The sequence below is a fragment of the Mycoplasma sp. CSL7491-lung genome (assembly GCF_018913965.1).
GTDB lineage: Bacteria > Bacillota_I > Bacilli_A > Mycoplasmatales > Metamycoplasmataceae > Mycoplasmopsis.
The window spans coordinates 416,273-436,778 of the sequence record NZ_JAHMHG010000001.1 but is presented as its reverse complement, the minus strand read 5'-3'; the positions used below and the strand labels follow the sequence as shown (position 1 = coordinate 436,778).

The window sequence follows — 20,506 nt, the reverse complement described above, 5'->3', positions numbered from 1 at the left end:
TTTAAATTATGAGTAAAAAATATAGAAAAATTTTTACAAACCTAATGGCAGGTTCGATGCTTTTAGGTTCAGTTGCAACTATGGCAATGAGTTGCGGTAGTTCAACTAGCAAAGAAAAAGAAAAACCTAGTCCGGTTGCTCCTGAACAACCTTCTAATCCTGCTAAACCGGATACAAAAAATGACACACCTTCAGATTCTACAAATAATGATTCTAAAAACGAACTAAAATTAAGTTTAGATAAAGTTACTGAATATTTAAAAACTTTATCAGATGCTAAATATGCAGAATTGAGACAAGAGTTAGAACAAGAATATCAAAGAGCAAATTCTATTTACTCTTCAAATAGCACAGAAAATGATGCATATGTATCTGCTAAAATAAATTTAGATAAGGCATATGAAAAGACTGTTGAAAATAAAAAATTAATCGATAATAAACCTACTGATGTTCCACCTGTAGAAGAAGATACAAAACAAGATAAAGACGAAGAAAAAAAATCTGAAGGTGATACAACAACTGAATCTGAAGATAAAACAAAAGACGATAAAGGTGGTAAAGCATCTGACAACGAAGATGAAATCACTACAAAGACAGACGAGGAATCTTCAAAAGAAAATCAAGGTGATAAAACAGAAGGTTCTGAAACTGGTAAAACAGATACTGAATCCGAAGGTGAAAGTGCTAGCGGTGAATCTGAAGATAAAACAAAAGAAGATAAAGGTGGCGAAACATCTAACAATAAAGACGAAACCACTGCAAAAACAGACGAGGAATCTTCAAAAGAAAATCAAGAAGATAAAACAAACGGTAAAGATTCTGAAAGTAGTAAAACAGATACTGAATCCGAAGGTGAAAGTAGTACCGGTGAATCTGGTGATAAAACAAAAACCGAAGGGGATAAAGACGGAGATAAATCATCTGACAACGAAGAAGAAACCACTGCAAAAACAGACGAAGAATCTTCAAAAGAAAATAAAGACGATAAAAGAGAAGGTTCTGAAACCGGTAACGATCAAGCAGGAACAGAAGATGCGAACGTAGAAAAAACAACAGAAGATTCAAAGAAAGAGTTGAATTATGAATATGTTGAAGTTAAAAAAATAATATCAAATACAAATGTTAAAAATTATTTATCAAATACATTTGAAGGATATTCATTTAAAAACTATGATGGTAGCGATTTAGACGAAAATAAAGTAATGTCTAATAACGAAACAATTAAATTATTAGGAACTAAAACAGAAGGTTCTGAAACTAAATATGCTTTATTAACTCTAAAATCTACAGGATATCAAGTTGGTAATTTAAATAATAGTGAGTTTTCTACAATTTTAACAGGAAGAGACAAGATTAATTTAGATATTGAAAAATCATATTATGATTATCATAATCCAAAAAAACCTAATGAAACAAGAGCTACTGAGTTACCTAAATTGATTGATGGTAATAAACAACAAACATCAAGATGAGATAACTGATTTGATTATGCAGAAATACAAGATCATAATACTTTCTATTTAAATCTTAAAGATAGACCTGCAAATTCTAAAATTCATGGTATGAAAGTTTGAGTAAGAGTATCGGGATTTAATGCAGATAAAACTTGAGGAGATTTTGATAAATATAATCATAGTGATAAAGTAGAATTACAAAATGGTAAAACAATGTCTCCTGAATGAATAAAAATTTATTCATCATCAACAAATAATGAATCTGATTTTAAATTAGTTTCTGGTCAAGATAAAGTATTAGATAATGAGTTCTTTAATTTAAAAGTAGAGAATAATTATAAATTAATTGATGAAGATAATTTACCAAACGGGAAAACTATAAATAGTAATATTTTTGAGTTAACAATAAATTTTGAACCAACAACAGATAAATATTTCAAATTCTCTTTTGAAGCACCAACTATTCCTAATTTAAAAGATCCAGAAGGAACTGTTGATCCAAAATTTAAATCTAACAAAGGATTTATAGGTTTTTCAGAACTTGAATTCATAGAATTGAAAGAAGGTGATTCAATAAATTCTGAAGTAGAAAAACAAAATAATGCATCAATATCATTTACTGCATTAGAGCAATTTGGTGATTCATTTAAATTAAATATAGATAATAAAGAAGTTGAATTAAACGGTAACGAACAAACACTTTCAATACAAGTTCCAGAAGATAAAACTTTTGAAGAAGTTTTCAAAACATTATTTAATCAATCAACTATTAAAAATAGTAACAATTCAAATTTACAAGAAGGAATATATACATTTGGTTATGTAAGCGAAGTTACAACAAATGCTAAAACACAAAAAGAAACTGGAGCAAAAGCAAAAGTAGTTGTAACAGATGGTACTACAGAACACAAAAAAGAATTTACAATTAATTTGACTAAAACAGAAGTTTCTACTCCTACAGAAGAAACAAATCAATAATCAAAAATAACGCACTTATTTAAAGTGTGTTATTTTTATATAATATAAATATCAAGCTTAGGTAATAGCTTGATATTTATTTTATTTAATTACTTGAAGACAATCAACCTTGCTTAATTGCTTTTCGTAATGTTTCTTTATTTTTATAACCTTGATTGTGTCTATCGTTGTCTTTATTTCAATAAATGTATGCAAGTAGTTGATCGTTTCAATAATTACCTAATGATGTTCTATCTGATCTATTACCTGTAATGAATTCACGATTATATGCAAATCCACCACCACTTCATCAGCTCTTTTTATATGCACCACTTTTTATTTTTTGGTCATCACTAAATTTATTTCAAAGGTTTGCTTTTGCGTTTTTAGCACTTTCTCATGCTTTTTCTAAACCACCAACAAATGTACCTTCGACATCTAAACCTGTGAAGTTTCAGAATTTACCACCAGTTGCACCTTTTTCAAATATTGCTCATAACATAATTGATGTTAATCTAAAAATAGCTTTGTATTCTGGGTTATTTTTACTTTGGGTTAAATTGTAATTATTTTGTGAAATTTTAGTAAACATCGATTTGAAAATGGGTTCAAAAATAGCCTTGATCAACTCTTCGGTTCTACCAACAACATTAAATATGTTTTCATCAAATGAGAAACCATAAGTTTTAGGTTGATCATTATTTTGATTATTATTTGTATTTGTCTCATTCGATGATCCGCTGCTTGGCTGATCTTTAAATAAGAAATCAAGCACACTATAAATACCTGTAGTTCTTTCTAAGTCGCTACTTTCGAATAGTCTATTTATAAATTCAACATAAATTGATTCATTAAATGAGCTTGTTAATAATCTAATTTTACTTGCTTGGTTTAAAATCTTTTTAAATGATATTGAATTCATATCGTCTGTAAGAATAAATGATAAAGCGCCATCCATAATTTTTTGTTTTACTTGTTGTGGAGTTGCCTTTGTAAAATCTAAATTTCTTAAGTTATCATATATTTTATCTATTATTGTGTTAAATAAAGTATCATTTGATATTCATGCTAAAGTTTTTTGTATTATATGTTCTATTACAACTTCATCTCTATTTTGGTTTAAATTAAATCCTGATTCTTTAAATTTTATTATTGCCAATTTAGTTATACCTTTTATAAAGTCAACATTACCATTTTGTGAAACACTTGCTTTGAATCAATTTTTAAACTTTTGCTTCATTTGCTCAGCATTGTTAGAATGTAATAAAACATTAACCGCTTCTAATCATGTTGTTTTATTTTCGTATTTTTTTGCATTATCAATAATATTATCAAGAATTAAAGTCAATAAATCTCTTAAATCCGGATTTTTAATAAATGTTATTATAGTATTGTTTATTAATTTATTTAATTCCTCATCATTTCTACCGGTAATTAAAGCTGATAGATTTATATCATTTATTGTTTTTCTAATTTTTTCTTCATTATTTAAGAAGTTTGTTAGTAATTGTTTAACTAAACTTTTTAAACCTTCTTTGTTTTCTTGCATTAATGAATCGTTTAATATTTTAGAAACTAGACCAAATGAAGTTGGGTTAACCTTAGCTATCATTTTGTCTTTAATTTTTTGACTTAATTGGCCTAAATTTTCGGATTCTTCGAATGCTTCAGTTGTCGCATCAATTAATTTAGAATTAATTTCTATTCGTTTAAAGAAATCTCCTAAACCATTTGTGAAGTTTTCTATAAATGTGTTAATAGGTTCATCAGCTTTAACTTCTAAATAATTCATAGCTTTATTTATTATTTTTTTAATAGGTTCTCTTAAATTATTTGAACTTAAAGCGTTTTCGAATATCTTTTGTATTTTTTCTTTAAATTTAGTTTTTCTTTGCTCATCCTTTAAGTATTCTTTTGTTATATTTACAAATGAAGTATTATTGATATCATTATTACTTTCAAAAAAGAATTTAACTATATCATTTACAACTTCTTTTAGATTGTTAGTTTTAACTGTGTTATTTATTAATCTTATAAAGTCTTCTTCAGAAATAAAGTTTTCCGAGATGAATGAAGCTTTATTAGTTCCTTCTAATGCACCTCAAATAATAGAACCTATATCGATTTTATCTACGGCCAAGTTAAATATGTTATTAATAATTTGTATTTTATTTTCTTTATTGCTTCCTATTTGGACTTTTAAAGTATTTAATACAGAAAGAATTTTAGCTTCGATATTTTTGTAATTTGTGAATTTTTTAATGTTTTTAATTGCATCAGATATAAATTCACTTACGTTAAATTGAATAGTTCCGTTAGTTCCTAGCTGTTTAATTCCTGATTCAATAAATGAATTAAATATATTGAAATTATTGTTTGATTCTTTAATTATTGTTAGTAATCACCCGATTGAATTTATTTTATCGTTATCTGTTGTTATGTTTTCAAATAATTTAGTTTTAATGTCATCAGGTAATTTTTTATCAAGAATATTTTTTACTATAGTTTTAAAATTTTCATTTTCTAATAGTTTTTTAGTTAATTTATCAAATAAATCTTTAATAGGTGTTTTTAAGTTTTCATTTGAGAAAATAGATTTTATTAAATCTTGATAATTGTCAGCGTTTTTAAATATAGATAAATTTGTTAAACTTCCCCTAATAATAGAAGTTAAACTAGTTTTTATGCTTTCTTCTTTTAAAACTTCTTTAATAATTGTTTTAAGTTTTTCTTCGTTATTTGTATTTACAAAAACTTGATCTTTGTTAACAAGAGAAATTATAGTACTTATTCAAGAATCATTTTCTTTAAATTTATCATATATTTTTTCGAATATCTCTACTACTATTTCTTTGTTATTTTCGATAGAACTAAAGTTATTAAATAATGCTTTAACAAACTTGTAATCAGCTAAATCGAACTTAGAAATAATATTTGTTTTAATTGATTCAACAAATTGTTTTAAAGTTGCGCTTGAAGACAATTGATTAATAATTGTCTCTATAATATTATTATATAAATCAACTTCTTTTAGATACGGAACAATATTGCTTGCAATATTGTAAACAAAACTATTTGATTCACTACCTTGTATAGTTATTTGATTATTCTTTAATACATTATTTAATAAAGAATTAATAAAGTTTGTTGTTGTACTATTTTTTGAAATTCTTTCTAAAGCACCAGGTAAGTTATTTTTAAAATGATTTTTAATTGTTTCTTTATTAAACAATTCTTGAATTAGTTTAAATGGATTATTTAAATTATTTAGTCACGAAGTATCATTTAATAATTCAGGAACTACCACGTTTAGTGTATCGTTTATAAAATCATCTTTTAATACTGTTCCTACCATTTTCTTAAACAAGTTAAGGTCTAAGTATTTAGTAACGCTAGGATCATTTATTTTATCAATTTGAGAGTTTACTATTAATTCAATAACACCTTTTTTATTTAGGCCAATAAATAATTGCTTAACAATTTTAATTATAGCTTCTTTGTGTGGTTGAATATTTGAAGAATTTAAAATTCCATCAACAAACGATTTAGGTTGTTGTGTAATTTTTGATTTTATTAGTTCGACAATATCGTTTGGTAATTTAGTTAGTTTTTCTATTGTATTTTCACTATTTTGACTAAATACTTCTTTGATTTTATCGAATATTTCACTTGATAAATTATTAAGTATATCTGAAGATTTGAAGAAATCTTTTAGATTGTTTGAAACATAATCTATAAATGAATTAATACCTTCATCGGTTGTTTCGACTCCATTTTTATTCAATAAACTAATTAATAATTGTTTTAGTGCGTCTTTGAAACTTACTTCATTTGAAAGGTCACTAAACATTAGGTTTAGTTCTGATTTTATTTCATTGAAGTTCACTAATTCGAAAAGTTTTGAAATTAATCCTTGATATGATTTTACTGATTCAAATTGATTGATATTATTTACTAATTTTGTAATTGAATTATTAATTATGTTGTGTAAATGTTGATTTCTAAGTATCAATTTTAAAATGTTACTTAAATCATTAATGTTTACATAATTTTCTATTTTTTCTCTTGTTGAAGAAGATATATTATTGAATAAATCATCTATAAATGTTCCTTTTGAGAATTTAATTATTAGATTTTTAATTATTGTTTTTATATCTTCTTTATGATTTTTGAATAAAGAAGAAGAAACGAGCGCTTTAATTAAATCGACAGCTTTTGTTTCGCCGTTATTACCGCTAAAAATATTTTTAAGACTAGATACAAATGTATTTAAAAGTGAAGTTACATTAAAGTTAATTCCATTTGTTTGAAGTTGATTGTAAATTAATTCAAAACTTAAATCGCTTAATTTTATTTTTTCATCGATTATATCTAATATATCTACAACGCTCTTTGCTAATTCTGCTTTATTATTAACCCCGTTTAAATACGGAGCTATAAAATCTTTTTCAAATATTTTTTTCAGTGCTTCTGTTAATACTCGTTTAATAGAATCTTTTTGGATTATTGAAGATAATATAGCATTAGTTTCTTCTTTTATTTCATCTTTTAAACCGTTTATAGAAAATACTTTTTTAATTAAGTCATTTATATTTGTTGAATTTTTAATTGAATCAATATTGTCTAATATTTTTTCTATTACTTTTTTAATTACTTCTTTTGTATTTGTGTTATTTACTATTTCTTTTATTGTGGAAACTATTAAATCTTTATCAATACCTATTGAACTAGATATTTTGTTTAGATTAATAGAATTTAAAAACGCAATACTTTTTTCATCTGTTAGATAGTTATTTAGGGCATTCTCTAATACTTTTTTAATTCATTCTTTTTGATTTTGTACAAATTTAGAATTTAAAATAGATTTTATTATTGTGAAATAGTTATTTTTAACTGCATTTGTTAAGTTATTTATTAATACTTCTTTTAATGAATTGAAATTATCAATTAAACTAGCTTGTTCTTGAGTTATATTTAGTAATTGATCTAATATCGAATTATTAACGTTAGAATTATTTATATCAAACAACAATTCTTTAAATTCATTTAATTTTTCTTCATCTAATTTCTGTGAATCATCAATTAATTTTGCATCTTTTAAGGCATCATTTATTATATCTTTGAAAATTTGTATGTTGTCTAGTAATGTGGTTGAAATAAATTTGAATACTTGGATTGAATAATTAAAATCAGAATTAATTGTATTTGATTTAAATAATCTTGATATTAATTCATCTAAATGGTTATTAACTAATGTATTTAAATTATTTTTTAAATTATTTGTTAATGTTTGGATTCTTTGTTCGAAATTAAATTCATTATTACCTTCTGATTTAGTGAATGTAATCAAACTATCTAAAACGTTTTCTACAAGACCTAAATCTTTAAATATTGTAAATCCATCAGTTATTAAATTGGAAATGAATATATTTGTTTTATTTTGATCATAAATTTTTGGATAATTAAGTTGAACATATTTTGAAATAGTATTTGCGATTATTGTTTTGATTTCATTTTGATTTGTAGTACTTGTTAAAAAATTAATTATATTTTGTTTGAGGTTACTATCTGTTGCTAAACTATTCAATGCAATAGAGATAATGTTATTAATATCATTTGCATTTTGTAACTGATCAGTACTATCAATCACTTTATTAAATGAATTAATAATAATTTCCTTGAAAGTATCATTATTAATTAATAAGTTAACAAACGATTTTAAGTCTTGGCCTGAAATATATTTATTTAGAGTATTTTTATATTCACTCGGAAGATTGTTTAATATAAAATCTACATATGTATTATTTTCTTTTAAATAGTTATATATATTATTAAAAATAATTTTTATATCTTCTTTATTTTTGCTTGCAAAATCTTTTGAAATATCTTTTATGAAATTAAATAATGTTGTACTTATATTTTCTTTATTGAACTTATCTTTAAGTTTATTAATTAATATTTCAATAATATCATTTATATTTTCTTTATTTTGATTTTTATATTCATTTAAAGAATCGAACAATAATGTTATTAGATTGAATTTATCAATTTGTGTAATTAAAGAAGAACTTAAATCTGTTAGTAATTGTTTTTTGTTTTTTACATTTTTAAATAATCAAGAAATTTCTTGGTTACTAATTTGAGAATCTATAATATTAGAAATTAATTTTTTAAATACATCATCTTTTTTTATAGTTTTGAAAAGATTTTCGAAACTATCTTTGATATTATTAACTTCTAATTTCTTAACTGCGATATTAAATATATCGTAAAAATTATGAATATTTGAAATTTCTTTTGAATTATTAAATATAAGATCTAATGATTTTTCGTATATATTTTTAAAGTTTTGATCTTTTGCTACTTTTAGTATAAATTGTTTTAACTCTGTTTTTTGAATCCCTAAAGCACTTTCTGGAAGTGCAAATTCTAATGTTGAATCTAAATCATTTGTAATGAATGTCTTTATTAATGATTTAACAAGTTCCAAAGAAAGAGTTCCGTTTTCGTTTGAAAATAGATTGGTTTTTAATATTGTTTTATATAATTCCACATCACTAAAGTTAAAACTATTTTTAATTGTAGTTAAAATGCCATTTGTAACTTCATTTAAGTCGTTTGACTGTGTAAGTAATTTAATGAAATTATCTATTAAAGAGTCAAAAGTATTAGTTGCTTCGAGAGTGTATAAAATACTTGGAACAATATTTTTTATTACTGGTTTGTATTTTTCATGAATGTTATATTTTGTATTTTTGCTTAATTCAATTATTACTTTTGTTATTGTTTTATTATAATCACCAGATTTAATAATTTCTTTAATTAAAGGTTTTGCATCTTGGTTGAGTAAAGTTTTAAATGTAGCATCCTTTAACAGAGCGTTGGCTAAGCTTGTGATTGAACTGAAGTTATTGATTTGATTACTATTAGAAATATAGATTTTAACTAAATCTTGAATTATTAAACTAAAGTTTGCCGAAGAAAATACTTTTGATATTATTTTACTTATCTCATCTTTTTCAACATATTTTGAAATTTCAGGTTTAACTAAATATGTTTCTAATAAATTATTTATAAGATTTTGTAATGTTCCGTTTTTTGTTAATTTATTAACAATAACGCTAACTATTAACGAAACACCTTCTTTATTATTTGTTACATAGTCTTTTTGAATTACTTCTTTAAATATTTCAAAACCTTTTTCATTTAGTATTTTATTAATCTCTATTGAAATTAAATTTGGCAACTCATTTAATTTTTCGATTGTGTTTGCGTTTTGTTCTTTAGCTTTTTTAATTTGATCAAAGATAACGTCTATTAAACTTTCGATGAGTTGTGTTTGTTTGAGGATGTTTCCGAAATCACTAGAAAATCCTTGAATGAAGTTTATTACACTAGGACTAGAATCTATGTTTTCGACGTGTGCAAAATCAGTTAATATTTGTTTAATTGTTTGTGCTAGTTCAGGATCATTTCATAAGTTAGCTAAAGTTGCTTTTAATTCTTTTTTAAACTTGTCTTCGTTAACGTTTTGTAATATTTGAACAACTAGTTCATTATAATTTTTTACGGTTTCAAAATTGTTAGAATTATCAATCAATGAATTTAATGTATCCTTAACTAAATTATTGAATGAATCTTGCTTGAAGAATAAGTTCACTATCTTACTAAATGATTGATCTGATATATATTCGCCTATCATTGTTTGAGATATTAACGGATACATTAAGTTAGAAGCATTCTTCAATTTAGACTTATCTAAAATATTGTTAATCAAGTTTTTAGATAAATCTTTATGGTTTTTCACTAAATTAGATTTAAATATTTGGTTAATTAGGGTTATTATTGATTTTTCTTGATTATTATCATCAGAAATTTTTGAAACGGCACCTAAAAATGAATTAGATAATAATTCCTGAATTTTATCAAATCCATAGCTAGGGAATGAATTAAGAGATATTGATACAAAATTTTCAATTATTTTATGTTGAGTATCAATTTCGTTTATCAAATCAATTAAGTCTGTTGTAACTGAAATAATTTCACTTTTAGTTATATTTGTTGTTAATTCATTTTTTTCAAGAATGTTAAAAATTAAACTACTAAATAAAGAATTTAATGCAGGATTTTTTAATAATTCTTTGAAAATATTTGAAATTTTAGAAGCAATTTTAGTATTTGTATTTTGGTCAGAGATGAATGCTAGTATTAATTGGTTTATATTTTCAAGGTTACTAAATTTTTCGGGGTGATTTGCAAATAAATCTATAGCATCATTTAAAATTTCATTAAAATCATTCGATTTAAATATTGAATTAATTATTTGTGTGATTTGTTCTTTTGAAATATTATAAGTTGATAAAAATTTATCAAATGAACTAGTTAGAGCTGAAAAAATATCATTACCATATCTATTTAAAAGATTTTTTACAATATATTTTAAAGTTGCTCCGAATTCAGTTCTTTGTTCTTGGGTTAAATCTGTTTTTGCAATTATTGAAATAATTTTAGGAATATTATTAACATTTAATACCACTTCCATAAAAGTATGACCAAGATTTTCTAAATTTAATTCATTTTTGTCTCTTAGTATTGCTAGAGAATTTTCTAAATCTGTAACTATACTAGAAATTAATTGAGAATTAATAATATTATTAACAACATTATCTAAAATAGTTTGGTTGTTAGAATTTGTAGAATTTAAAAAGTTGCTTAATCTATGTTCAGGATCTAATTCGTTATATAAGGTATTATTGGAAATAAATTCTATAATTTCTTTAGCAATAAAACTAAATTCTTGTGTTAATACACCTATTTTTACTCCAAAATTTCTTGGGTTTCTATTTAAATCATTTTCCAATTCTTCTTGATTTTTGTTATCTAAATAACTTTCAGAGGAATTTCCAAATACTTCTTGATCGGATTGAACCGCTTCAATTTGATAGTTTGTTGTCTTAGCATCTTTTTCTAAATAATCATTGTCAAAATTGTAATTTTGATAATCTTCTGTATTTAAAGTAGGATGAGTGATTTTTAAGTATAAATCCATTGCCATTTTTTTGTATCCATAATTATTTGGGTGGATATCTAAAAATAATGAATTTAATTTAGATTTATTTACTGTTCAATAATTGTTATTAAACACATCCACATAATTAACTCCATTAGAATCAGCGACACTCTTAATAGCGTCATTTATTAGTGAGGTTAATAAACTAATAGGTGATATGTCTAAATTTTGTCCGACTGATTTTGTTATGAAATCAGTAATTATTTGATCTAACTGTAAAAATGGTGAAGGGTATGAAACGATATTAATATTAGCCTTTGGTGCCATTACTTTTAAGTTGGCTAAGAAAGTTGTTAATCTTTTTTTAAGTTCAGGAATTGAATCTTTAAAGATGTTATTGAAAAATACTAATGAATCTCCGATAATTGGTTTTTTATCAATAAAACTTTTAATAATTTTTGTTATATCATATTTAGTTGCTGATTTAAATAATAAATAAAACAAATCATTAGCACCTAAGGTTAAAGTAATCAAGTTAGCATTCTCTAATTTATTTTTAATTTCTTCTTTATTACCTAATTTAATATTTGATTGATAAGTTGAATCAAATTCTATATCGAAAAATTTAATTCAATCAATTATTTGTGAACCTGAGTGTGCAAAATTATCAAAACTTTCAACACGACCATTAAAATTTAATAAACGAGCTAAATAAGCAGGATATGATAATCCTTCTATATTTCCGTTTTGATAATTTCCTTTTAATATTTCTGGTGTAGAAGCATCAAACCCTTCCGTAACAGAGTCACCAATTGCAACATATTTAATTTTTTGGTTTTTATCAATAAAGTTTTTTGAAACTTTACGTAGTATTTTTGTGCTTTCTGAAATTGATTTATTACCATTTTGAGAATTACTTTCTTCATTTGGTTTTGGTAAGTATGGCTCTATAACCAAAGGTTCTTTTGAAGAAATATTGTTCTTTTCTTTAATTTTCTCATATAAGTCTTTACCACCACTTTGCAATTCTTTATCAGAACCAGGCGCTTTACATGCAACAACTACTCCTGCACTTAATACTAAAGCCATAGCTGTACCGAAAATTAATTTCTTATTTTTTTTCATAATTATCCTTTCAGATTGTTTATTATATTATATATAATAAAGCGAAATAATTAACCTTATAATAATACCATATTTTTACATATTCATAAATTTAGCCGCCTATTCAAAAAAATGTTATAAAAAACATTATAAAGTTTGAACTTCATTTTGTTTATTTATTTTTTTGTGTTTAAACCACTTTTTTAAAGAAAATAATGAAAAAAACCATAAATTTGTCCGTTATTATCACTTTTTTTATGGAAAAATTACCATAAAAAAAGTGATAATATAGCATTTTCTAACATCTTTTTGGCTTGTCGATATTAAAAAAGATAAAATAATATAGATAAATGTGGAAACATTATCTTATTTAATTTAATTAATAAATAAACATTGAAGAGGTTAATATATGAGATTTAAAACAATTTGATTTAAGGGTTTAGCCATTGTTGCTCCCTTATCGTTGACAACAATGGCTGCTATTAGTTGCTCTAATAATAATTCAAGGTCAGAAAAAAATTCTAATGCTCAAAATGGAGCAAAAGATAAAAATGATGTAGATTCTAATAATAAAGAAACTGTTAAGTCTAACGAATTAGACCAAAAACAAAAAAATTCAACTGATTCTATAGATTCAAAAAATAACGAAAAAACAGAAAGTACGGATACAATAGTAACTCCAAAACCAAAATTAGATTCTAAAGAAAAAACTAACGATAATCATGAAGAGGTTCAATCGGATTCTAAAGTAGATAGTGAAAAAACAGAATCTGATCAAAAAGAAGGTTCAAATGATTTTACGAGCGAAAAAGAAAATCCGGAATCAGAATCAAAAGATGAAACCATTGTTGAGTCTAAAAAAGAAGATGAAAAAGATACTCCAACAACAGATGAACAGTCTAGAGATGAAAAAACAGAAAGTGGTAAATCATCAGAGCCTTCAGATAAAGACTCAAAGGGAGTAGGCGAAGAGGAAGAGACGATAACAAATGATAGTGAAACTGTAGGATCCCAAGGTTCTGCTTCCGCAAGGGACGAAAAAATAGAAAGTAATGAATCATTAGAACCTTCAGATAAAGATTCAAACGAAGGAACAAAGGAAGAAACAAAACCAGATGATAGTGAAAATGTAGAATCTCAAGGCGGAGAATTATCTAATTCTTCCGAGAAAGATTCGCAAGAAAATCCTAAAGAAACAACAGGACCGAACGGTGAAGAAACTTCATCGGAAACTATAGACACAGGTTCCACTACTAGTTCAAACGACACATCCGATAATGAAACTATAGATGAAGAAGAACAAAATAAGAAAAATTACAAAGAAGAAATAGATAGATTAAAAAACGATATAACAAATTCAAAAAATAATATTACAGACAAAACTTTTAATGGTTTAAATGAAAAAATTGAAAAATATTTAATGGAAAACAATTATTCCGATGAAGATACTATTGATACTTTAACATCAAAAAAAGCTAAATTGGAATTAGTTCAAAATCAATTAACTAAAATTAAAGATAAATTTAATCTATATAAAGATTCGCTTTATTATTTAGGAATAGAATATTCTTCTTATGAAGATTTATTACAAAAAATTGATGAAAAAATAAAATTATTTAACGAAGAAAATAATGATTGAAATTCTAAAATAGTTGTTGTGGATGATAGTAATTTATTTAACAATAAAGGAAAACTGCTACCATGATCTTTAGCTACTGATGATGTTGAAAAAACTAATTCAAAATCATCAAAGAATGTTTTATATGAAAGTTTTTTAAATGATTCAAATTTTTTAACAGATGTAGATAAAACAAATATAAAGAAAAAACTTTTAGATATAACAGGTTTAAAAAATATGTTAGCATCTTCTCTAGGGTTTAATGATAGCTATAGTGAATTATATGATGCAAACGTAAAATGAATTATTAGAAAAGATCAATTAAATGAATCTAAATATAACCAAGGTTTCGGAGAATATAAAGTAAGTAATAGTGGTGTAGATGGTCTACATCCAAGAAAATTAGAAAATTGATTAATATTTAATAGTTCAGATAGAAATAATGAATTAGGAGATCAAGTAAGTGCAATAAATAACAAAATTAACCAATTAACAACTCAATTTATAGATAGCAAAAAGACTTGAGAAGACTTTAAAAACGAACAATTTAGTGATTTAAAATCAAGAATAGACTCGTTTAAAGTTCTAATTAAAGAAGGAAAAGAATATAGTCAAAATTTAGCTAAAGAATTGTCTGAAGCATATTATTCAGGTTTATTAAATCTTGTATATCTAAAAAGTTATTTAACAATAACAATTTCTCAATTACAAGAAGTTAAAACTAATTCAGAAGAAGTAAAAGCTTTACTTAATAAATTAGGTGTTGATGAAGAAGACCAACCAAAACCTGAAGAAGCTACAGAATAACAAAAATTAAATTCACAATAATTTATTGTGAGTTTTTTATTTTAATAATTTATAATTATTTTATTAATTTATAAATCCAAGGAGAAAATAAAAATGGATAAAAGAACAGAATTATTTAAGCAACGTTTAATTAAATATCTTGAAATCGAAGCGATGTCAAGATATGAAGAACCCGTTGCTACAGAATTAAGAAATAATATTGATAATAATAAATTTGAAATTTTAAGAGATAAATTAGGATCAATTATTTTTCACAAGAAATCTCGAAGTGTAAATGCTCCAAAAGTTATGGTTGCTGCTCATATGGATGAAATTGGTTATATAGTAAGAAATATTGATTCTAAAGGTCAACTGTTACTAAGCTCAATTGGTGGAATATGAGCTTCAACAATTATTGGTACAAAAGCAAAACTTGTTACAAGTAAAGGTGAAACATTGCTTGGCGTTTTTGGTCATACAAGCATTCATATTATGGAAGCTTCAAAAGTTTCAAAAGCTTTAACAAATGATGAAATTTATGCAGATTTTGGATTTAAAAACAAAAATGAAGCAATTGAGAACGGAGTAGAAATCGGTGATAGAGTATATATATCTGGTGAGACTATTATATTCAAAAATCCTGATTTATTAGGTGGAAAAGCAATGGATAATAGAGCAGGAGTTACTGTATTAGAATTTTTAGCAAATCAAGTAGCTAATTTCGATTTGGATATTGATTTATATTTAGTAGGTACAGTTCAAGAGGAAGTCGGAACAAGAGGTGCTAGAAGTTCAGTTTCAATGATTAATCCAGATATCGCCATTGCTTTGGATACAACTTCTTCTCACGATACAATTGGAACAATTGAAGGTACAACAGCTTTATTTAAAGGTGCTGCTATTAGGGTTAAAGATGGCGGAACATTAATGGATACTAAATTAGTGCAATTTATATTTAATTTAGCAAAAAAACATAATATTAATGCTTATAAATTTGTAGCCGCAGGCGGAGGAACAGACGCTAAAGAATTACAATACGCTCAAGGCGGAGCTGCAACAATTACTTTATCTTTACCACAAAGATATTTACATAGCCCAATTGGTGTTATAGCAATTTCTGATTTACTATCAACACTTGATTTATTGGATAATTTTGTAAAAGAAATGAATCAAAATATTCACGAAAAAGAAATTAAATATTCATAAAAAACTTATTTTATGTCTAAAAATACTTAATTTTTTCATATAATTTAAAATATATTAATATATGATAAAATAATATTAATAAACACAATAAAGGAGAAAATATGATCGAACTTAGTGGAGGAGCATTAGCCGGAATAATAATCGGTTTAATAATTGGAATAGGTTTTGCAGTAGGTTTAACAACATTCTTTTTAACTAAAAAAATGTTCGAAAAACAATTAAAAGAAAATCCACCAATTAATGAAAAAATGATTCGTATTATGTTCTCACAAATGGGACGTAAAGCGAGTGAAACACAAATTAGACAAATAATGCGTTCAATGCAACAACAAAAATAAAATTCATTATTTAGTTAATGAGTTTTTTAATTTAAAAGGAAATATGAATTTAGTTATAAAATTAAAAAGATTTTTTAGAAGAAGTTTTATTAACAACTTCTTTAGTAATATAATTAGGTGAAGAAATAAAATACCACAATTAAAATATATTTTATTATCTTATATATTAATTATTTTTATTTTTAGTTTATTGTTGTGAAGCCCGGTTACGCAAACAAATCCAAGTGAGAATTGAACAAATGCCACTTCGTATGTTAATGCATTATTTACAACAGCTAGCGCTTTTAGTGATACAGGATTAGCTGTTTATGATACCTTTAGTCATTGAAATATGCTCGGACAATCTATAATAGCAATTTTAATTTTAATGGGTGGTGTTGGTATATTTGCACTAAAATTCTTTGTTTTAGGTTATCTTTTTCAACGAAATAATAGTTCTGTTATATCGGTTAAGATGCTCCAAAGTGAACGTGGTAGCGCAAAGTTTAATCAAACTACAAAATTAGTTATTTACTCTGTTAAATTTTTATTAATAACCATATTAATATCTGGTTTTCTAATGAGTTTTTACTTTTATTTTGTTAGTCCTATACAAACTAAAGGTATTGAATTGTTGTTAACTGATGCTAGTGGTCAAAAAAAATATATCGATCCAACAGGAGATTGATCTCTTGCATTTAGATTTGGTTTTTTTCACACCATTTCAGCAATTAATAATGCAGGATTTGACATTATTTCTGGTAATTCTTTATTACCATATTATCAAAATTATTTTTTACAAATTTGATTTATTATTTTACTAATAATAGGAGGTATAGGTTACCCCGCATTATACGATATAAAACGTTATATTAGACATAAATTGAATAAAAATAAAGAAAAATATCGTTTTACTTTATTTACAAAAATATCTATAATTTCTTATTTTTTAATTTTTGTAGTTGGTTTAATTATGATTTTATCTTTTGAATTAACTAGTTACGGGCTAAATGATTTATGAAATAAATATTATATACCTAGTGAAAATTTTAAAGATTATTTAGAGTGATTAAAATATAGTAAAAGTAATTCAGTTATGGCAAAAGAGATGTTGAGTGATAATTTTGATTCTTCAAATTTAGAAGGAATTCATAAACAGATATGAGATCTAATCAATAAAGTAGATTCAAAAGGAAATTCTTTAAAAACCTTTTTAGATTATGGTCATTTATATGGTTCAAAATTTGATCGTATATTTGCATTGGTATTTTCTGCATTCTCAACAAGAAGCGCCGGATTTGCAACTATTAATATGAGACATTTAACACACGGAAGCAGTATTACAATAATTATTATGATGTTTATAGGTGCTGCACCTTCCTCAACTGGTGGTGGAATTAGAACCACAACATTTGCAATTTTAATATTAACTATCTATTCAGTTTTAGTTGGTAATAGTAGAGTAAGGATTTTCAAACGCTCGATTGAAACTAAAACAGTGTTTATGTCTACACAAGTTTTTGTTATTGCTTTATTATTATTAATTGTTGCTACAATGTTTTTAATAACATCTCTCGATACATATGGAGGTTTAATACCAACATCAGAGTTGTTAACGGAAAAAGATGAATTAAACATATATAGAGAAAACTATCAAATTGAACATTTATTATTTGAAGTTGCTAGTGCTTTCGGTACAACAGGATTAAGCTCAGGAATTACTAAAAATTTAAATAATTTTTCAAAAATTATGATTATACTTATAATGTTCATTGGACAATTCGGAATTTCATCAACTTTATTAGTTTGAAAGAGAAAAAAATCTAAAGATAGAAATTATGAATATATTGATTCTGATGTAGCGATAGGTTAGGAGAAAAATGAAATTAAAATATTTAGATGACATAGCCGTAATCGGATTAGGTCGTTTTGGTCAATCCGTTGTAGATCAGCTTTTAAAATTAGGTAAAAACATCACAATAATTGATAAAAGTGAAGAACGACTAAAATTATACGAAGAAGATGCTGATAATATCTTAATTGGTGATGCAGCAGAAACTAAATTTTTAAAAAGTATTGATATTGATAAAATCGGTACTGTTGTTGTTGCTGTACCTAATAATATAGAAATAGTTGCAGCTCTAATCGAGATGAAAGTTCCTAACTTAATAGTTAGAGCTACAAGTAGAAGGCATGCGAAAGTATTAAAATTAATTGGAGCGCACGTTATTATTAGACCCGAATATGAAGCTGGAAAGCGTGCTGCACTTATTTCTGCCAATACAAATTTTCTTAGATATAGCGAAAATTTACAAGAGTTAGGTGATGATTTTGTGCTTGGTACTACACAAGTAAAAAATCCGGATTTATTTGATAAAAAAATTAAAGATTTATCTTTAAATCAACGTGGTATAACAATTGTTTTAATTAAAAATAAATCTAAAAACGCTAGACCTACTGGAGATTCTTTATTAAAAAAAGATGATCTTATTACTGTAATCGGAGAAATCCAAGATGTAACGCAAGCGTTCCAATGATTTAATAAAGAATAATGAAACTTAAAAAGACGTAATTTAGGCGTCTTTTTTTATTTTAATTTGTGAAAATTAACCATAAAATCTTAAAAAAACAAAAAAATACTATAAAAAAAATTATTTGTGTGTATAAGTGGTAAAATATTATTGGATAGTGGGAGGAAGTGGTAAAAATGTTAGGACAACAACTAAGAAACATTGATTCCAAAAATCGAGTGGTATTGCCCCCTGTTTTTAAAGAAAAATTGGGTGATGAATTTATACTTACGATTGGTTTTGATGGTAATGCAGAATTAAGAACAAAAGAAGCTTTTAATGAATATTTAAAATTATTTGAAAATAAAAGTTTTTTTGATAAAAGTGTCCGTAATTTAACTAGATTAATTATGGGGAATGCATTTGAAATTAAATTAGATTCAATGAGTAGAATTAGTTTACCTAAAAAAATTATCGAAAAACTAACTATCCAAAAAGAAGTAATTTTTGTCGGTGTAGGTTCAATGGTTGAACTATGATCTAAAGAAATGTTTGAAGAATTTGAAAACCAATATAATCCAGATGATTTATCAAAATTAGCACAGGAAATTTCAACTTTAAATGAACGATAGTAAAGAACATTACCCCGTATTATTAAAAGAAACAATTAGTTCGTTAAATATAAAACCTAATGGTATATATGTGGACTTAACTCTTGGTATGGGTGGACATTCGTCTGAAATTTTAAAACATTTAACAACTGGACATTTATATTCGTTCGATAAAGATTCATTTGCTATTGAAAAGTCTTACGAAAGATTAAGTAAAATATCAAATAACTTTACCCTAATTAAAAGTGATTTCAAAGATATAAAATCAAAGTTAGAAGAATTGAATATATATAAAGTGGATGGTATAATAGCTGATTTAGGTATTTCGTCTCCTCAAATCGATAACAAAGAAAGAGGTTTTAGTTACAACAAAGACGCACAACTAGATATGAGAATGGATCAAGAACAAGAACTTGATGCTAAATATATAGTTAATCAATATTCACAAAGTGATTTGGAAAATATACTATGAAAATATGCTGATGTTAAACTCTCAAAAAGAGTTGCGAAGGCTATTGTAGATAATAGACCAATTAATGGCACTTTAGAACTTGTTGAAGTAATAAAAAGTGCTTATCCAGCGGCATTATTAAGGCAAAAAAATCCTGCAAAAGCTGTTTTTCAAGCTATCAGAATTGAAGTTAATAATGAACTAAGTTCATTAGAAACGATGCTGAGTGATGCTATAAAATTACTTAAGCCTAATTCAACACTATCAATAATTACTTTTCATTCGATCGAAGATAGAATTGTTAAAAACTTTTTTAAGTCACTGACAATATCGAAAATACCTTCAAAACTACCAATTATGGAAGTTAAGAAGTATCAAACTAGACAAATTTCGCCATCAAAAAGTGAAATTGAAGAAAATAGGCGCTCAAAAAGTGCTAAATTAAGAATCATAACAAAAAATGAATAACATCGTGTGGGAGG

9 protein-coding genes are annotated in these 20,506 nt (G+C 25.1%); 8 read left to right on the top strand and 1 reads right to left on the bottom strand.

Going from position 1 to position 20,506, the window contains the following annotated elements:
- The first annotated feature begins 8 nt into the window (after nt 1-8).
- Entirely contained in the window at nt 9-2,432 is a 2,424-nt protein-coding gene (locus KQ876_RS01735; protein ID WP_216490035.1) for a hypothetical protein, read from the top strand.
- 85 nt (nt 2,433-2,517) lie between these two features.
- Here the strand turns inward: KQ876_RS01735 and KQ876_RS01730 are convergent, their stop codons facing one another.
- Entirely contained in the window at nt 2,518-12,546 is a 10,029-nt protein-coding gene (locus tag KQ876_RS01730) for a GDSL-type esterase/lipase family protein (protein ID WP_216490033.1), read from the bottom strand.
- A 388-nt stretch (nt 12,547-12,934) separates the two neighbouring features.
- On the opposite strand from KQ876_RS01730, the gene KQ876_RS01725 reads away from it, so the two are divergent.
- From KQ876_RS01725 to rsmH, 7 genes are all read left to right on the top strand, one after another.
- On the top strand, nt 12,935-14,950 hold the full coding sequence (locus KQ876_RS01725) for a hypothetical protein (protein WP_216490031.1): 2,016 nt from the start codon (nt 12,935-12,937) through the stop codon (nt 14,948-14,950).
- Between the two features lie 93 nt (nt 14,951-15,043).
- On the top strand, nt 15,044-16,135 hold the full coding sequence (locus tag KQ876_RS01720) for a M42 family metallopeptidase (RefSeq protein ID WP_216490029.1): 1,092 nt from the start codon (nt 15,044-15,046) through the stop codon (nt 16,133-16,135).
- A gap of 101 nt (nt 16,136-16,236) precedes the next feature.
- Nucleotides 16,237-16,473, top strand: a complete 237-nt coding sequence (locus KQ876_RS01715; RefSeq protein ID WP_205851765.1) for a YneF family protein — start codon at nt 16,237-16,239, stop codon at nt 16,471-16,473.
- 43 nt (nt 16,474-16,516) lie between these two features.
- Nucleotides 16,517-18,325: a potassium transporter TrkG gene (locus KQ876_RS04355; protein WP_205851767.1), complete on the top strand. Its 1,809-nt coding sequence runs from the start codon at nt 16,517-16,519 to the stop codon at nt 18,323-18,325.
- Between the two features lie 7 nt (nt 18,326-18,332).
- A complete protein-coding gene (locus KQ876_RS01705) occupies nt 18,333-19,004 on the top strand; it encodes a TrkA family potassium uptake protein (RefSeq protein ID WP_205851769.1) in 672 nt (223 codons plus the stop codon).
- A 155-nt stretch (nt 19,005-19,159) separates the two neighbouring features.
- Nucleotides 19,160-19,594: a cell division/cell wall cluster transcriptional repressor MraZ gene (locus KQ876_RS01700; protein WP_308699348.1), complete on the top strand. Its 435-nt coding sequence runs from the start codon at nt 19,160-19,162 to the stop codon at nt 19,592-19,594.
- Complete coding sequence (rsmH, locus tag KQ876_RS01695) at nt 19,584-20,492, top strand: 16S rRNA (cytosine(1402)-N(4))-methyltransferase RsmH (RefSeq protein WP_205851772.1); 909 nt, start codon at nt 19,584-19,586, stop codon at nt 20,490-20,492. The genes KQ876_RS01700 and rsmH overlap by 11 nt, the downstream gene beginning before the upstream one ends.
- The last annotated feature ends 14 nt before the right edge of the window (nt 20,493-20,506 follow it).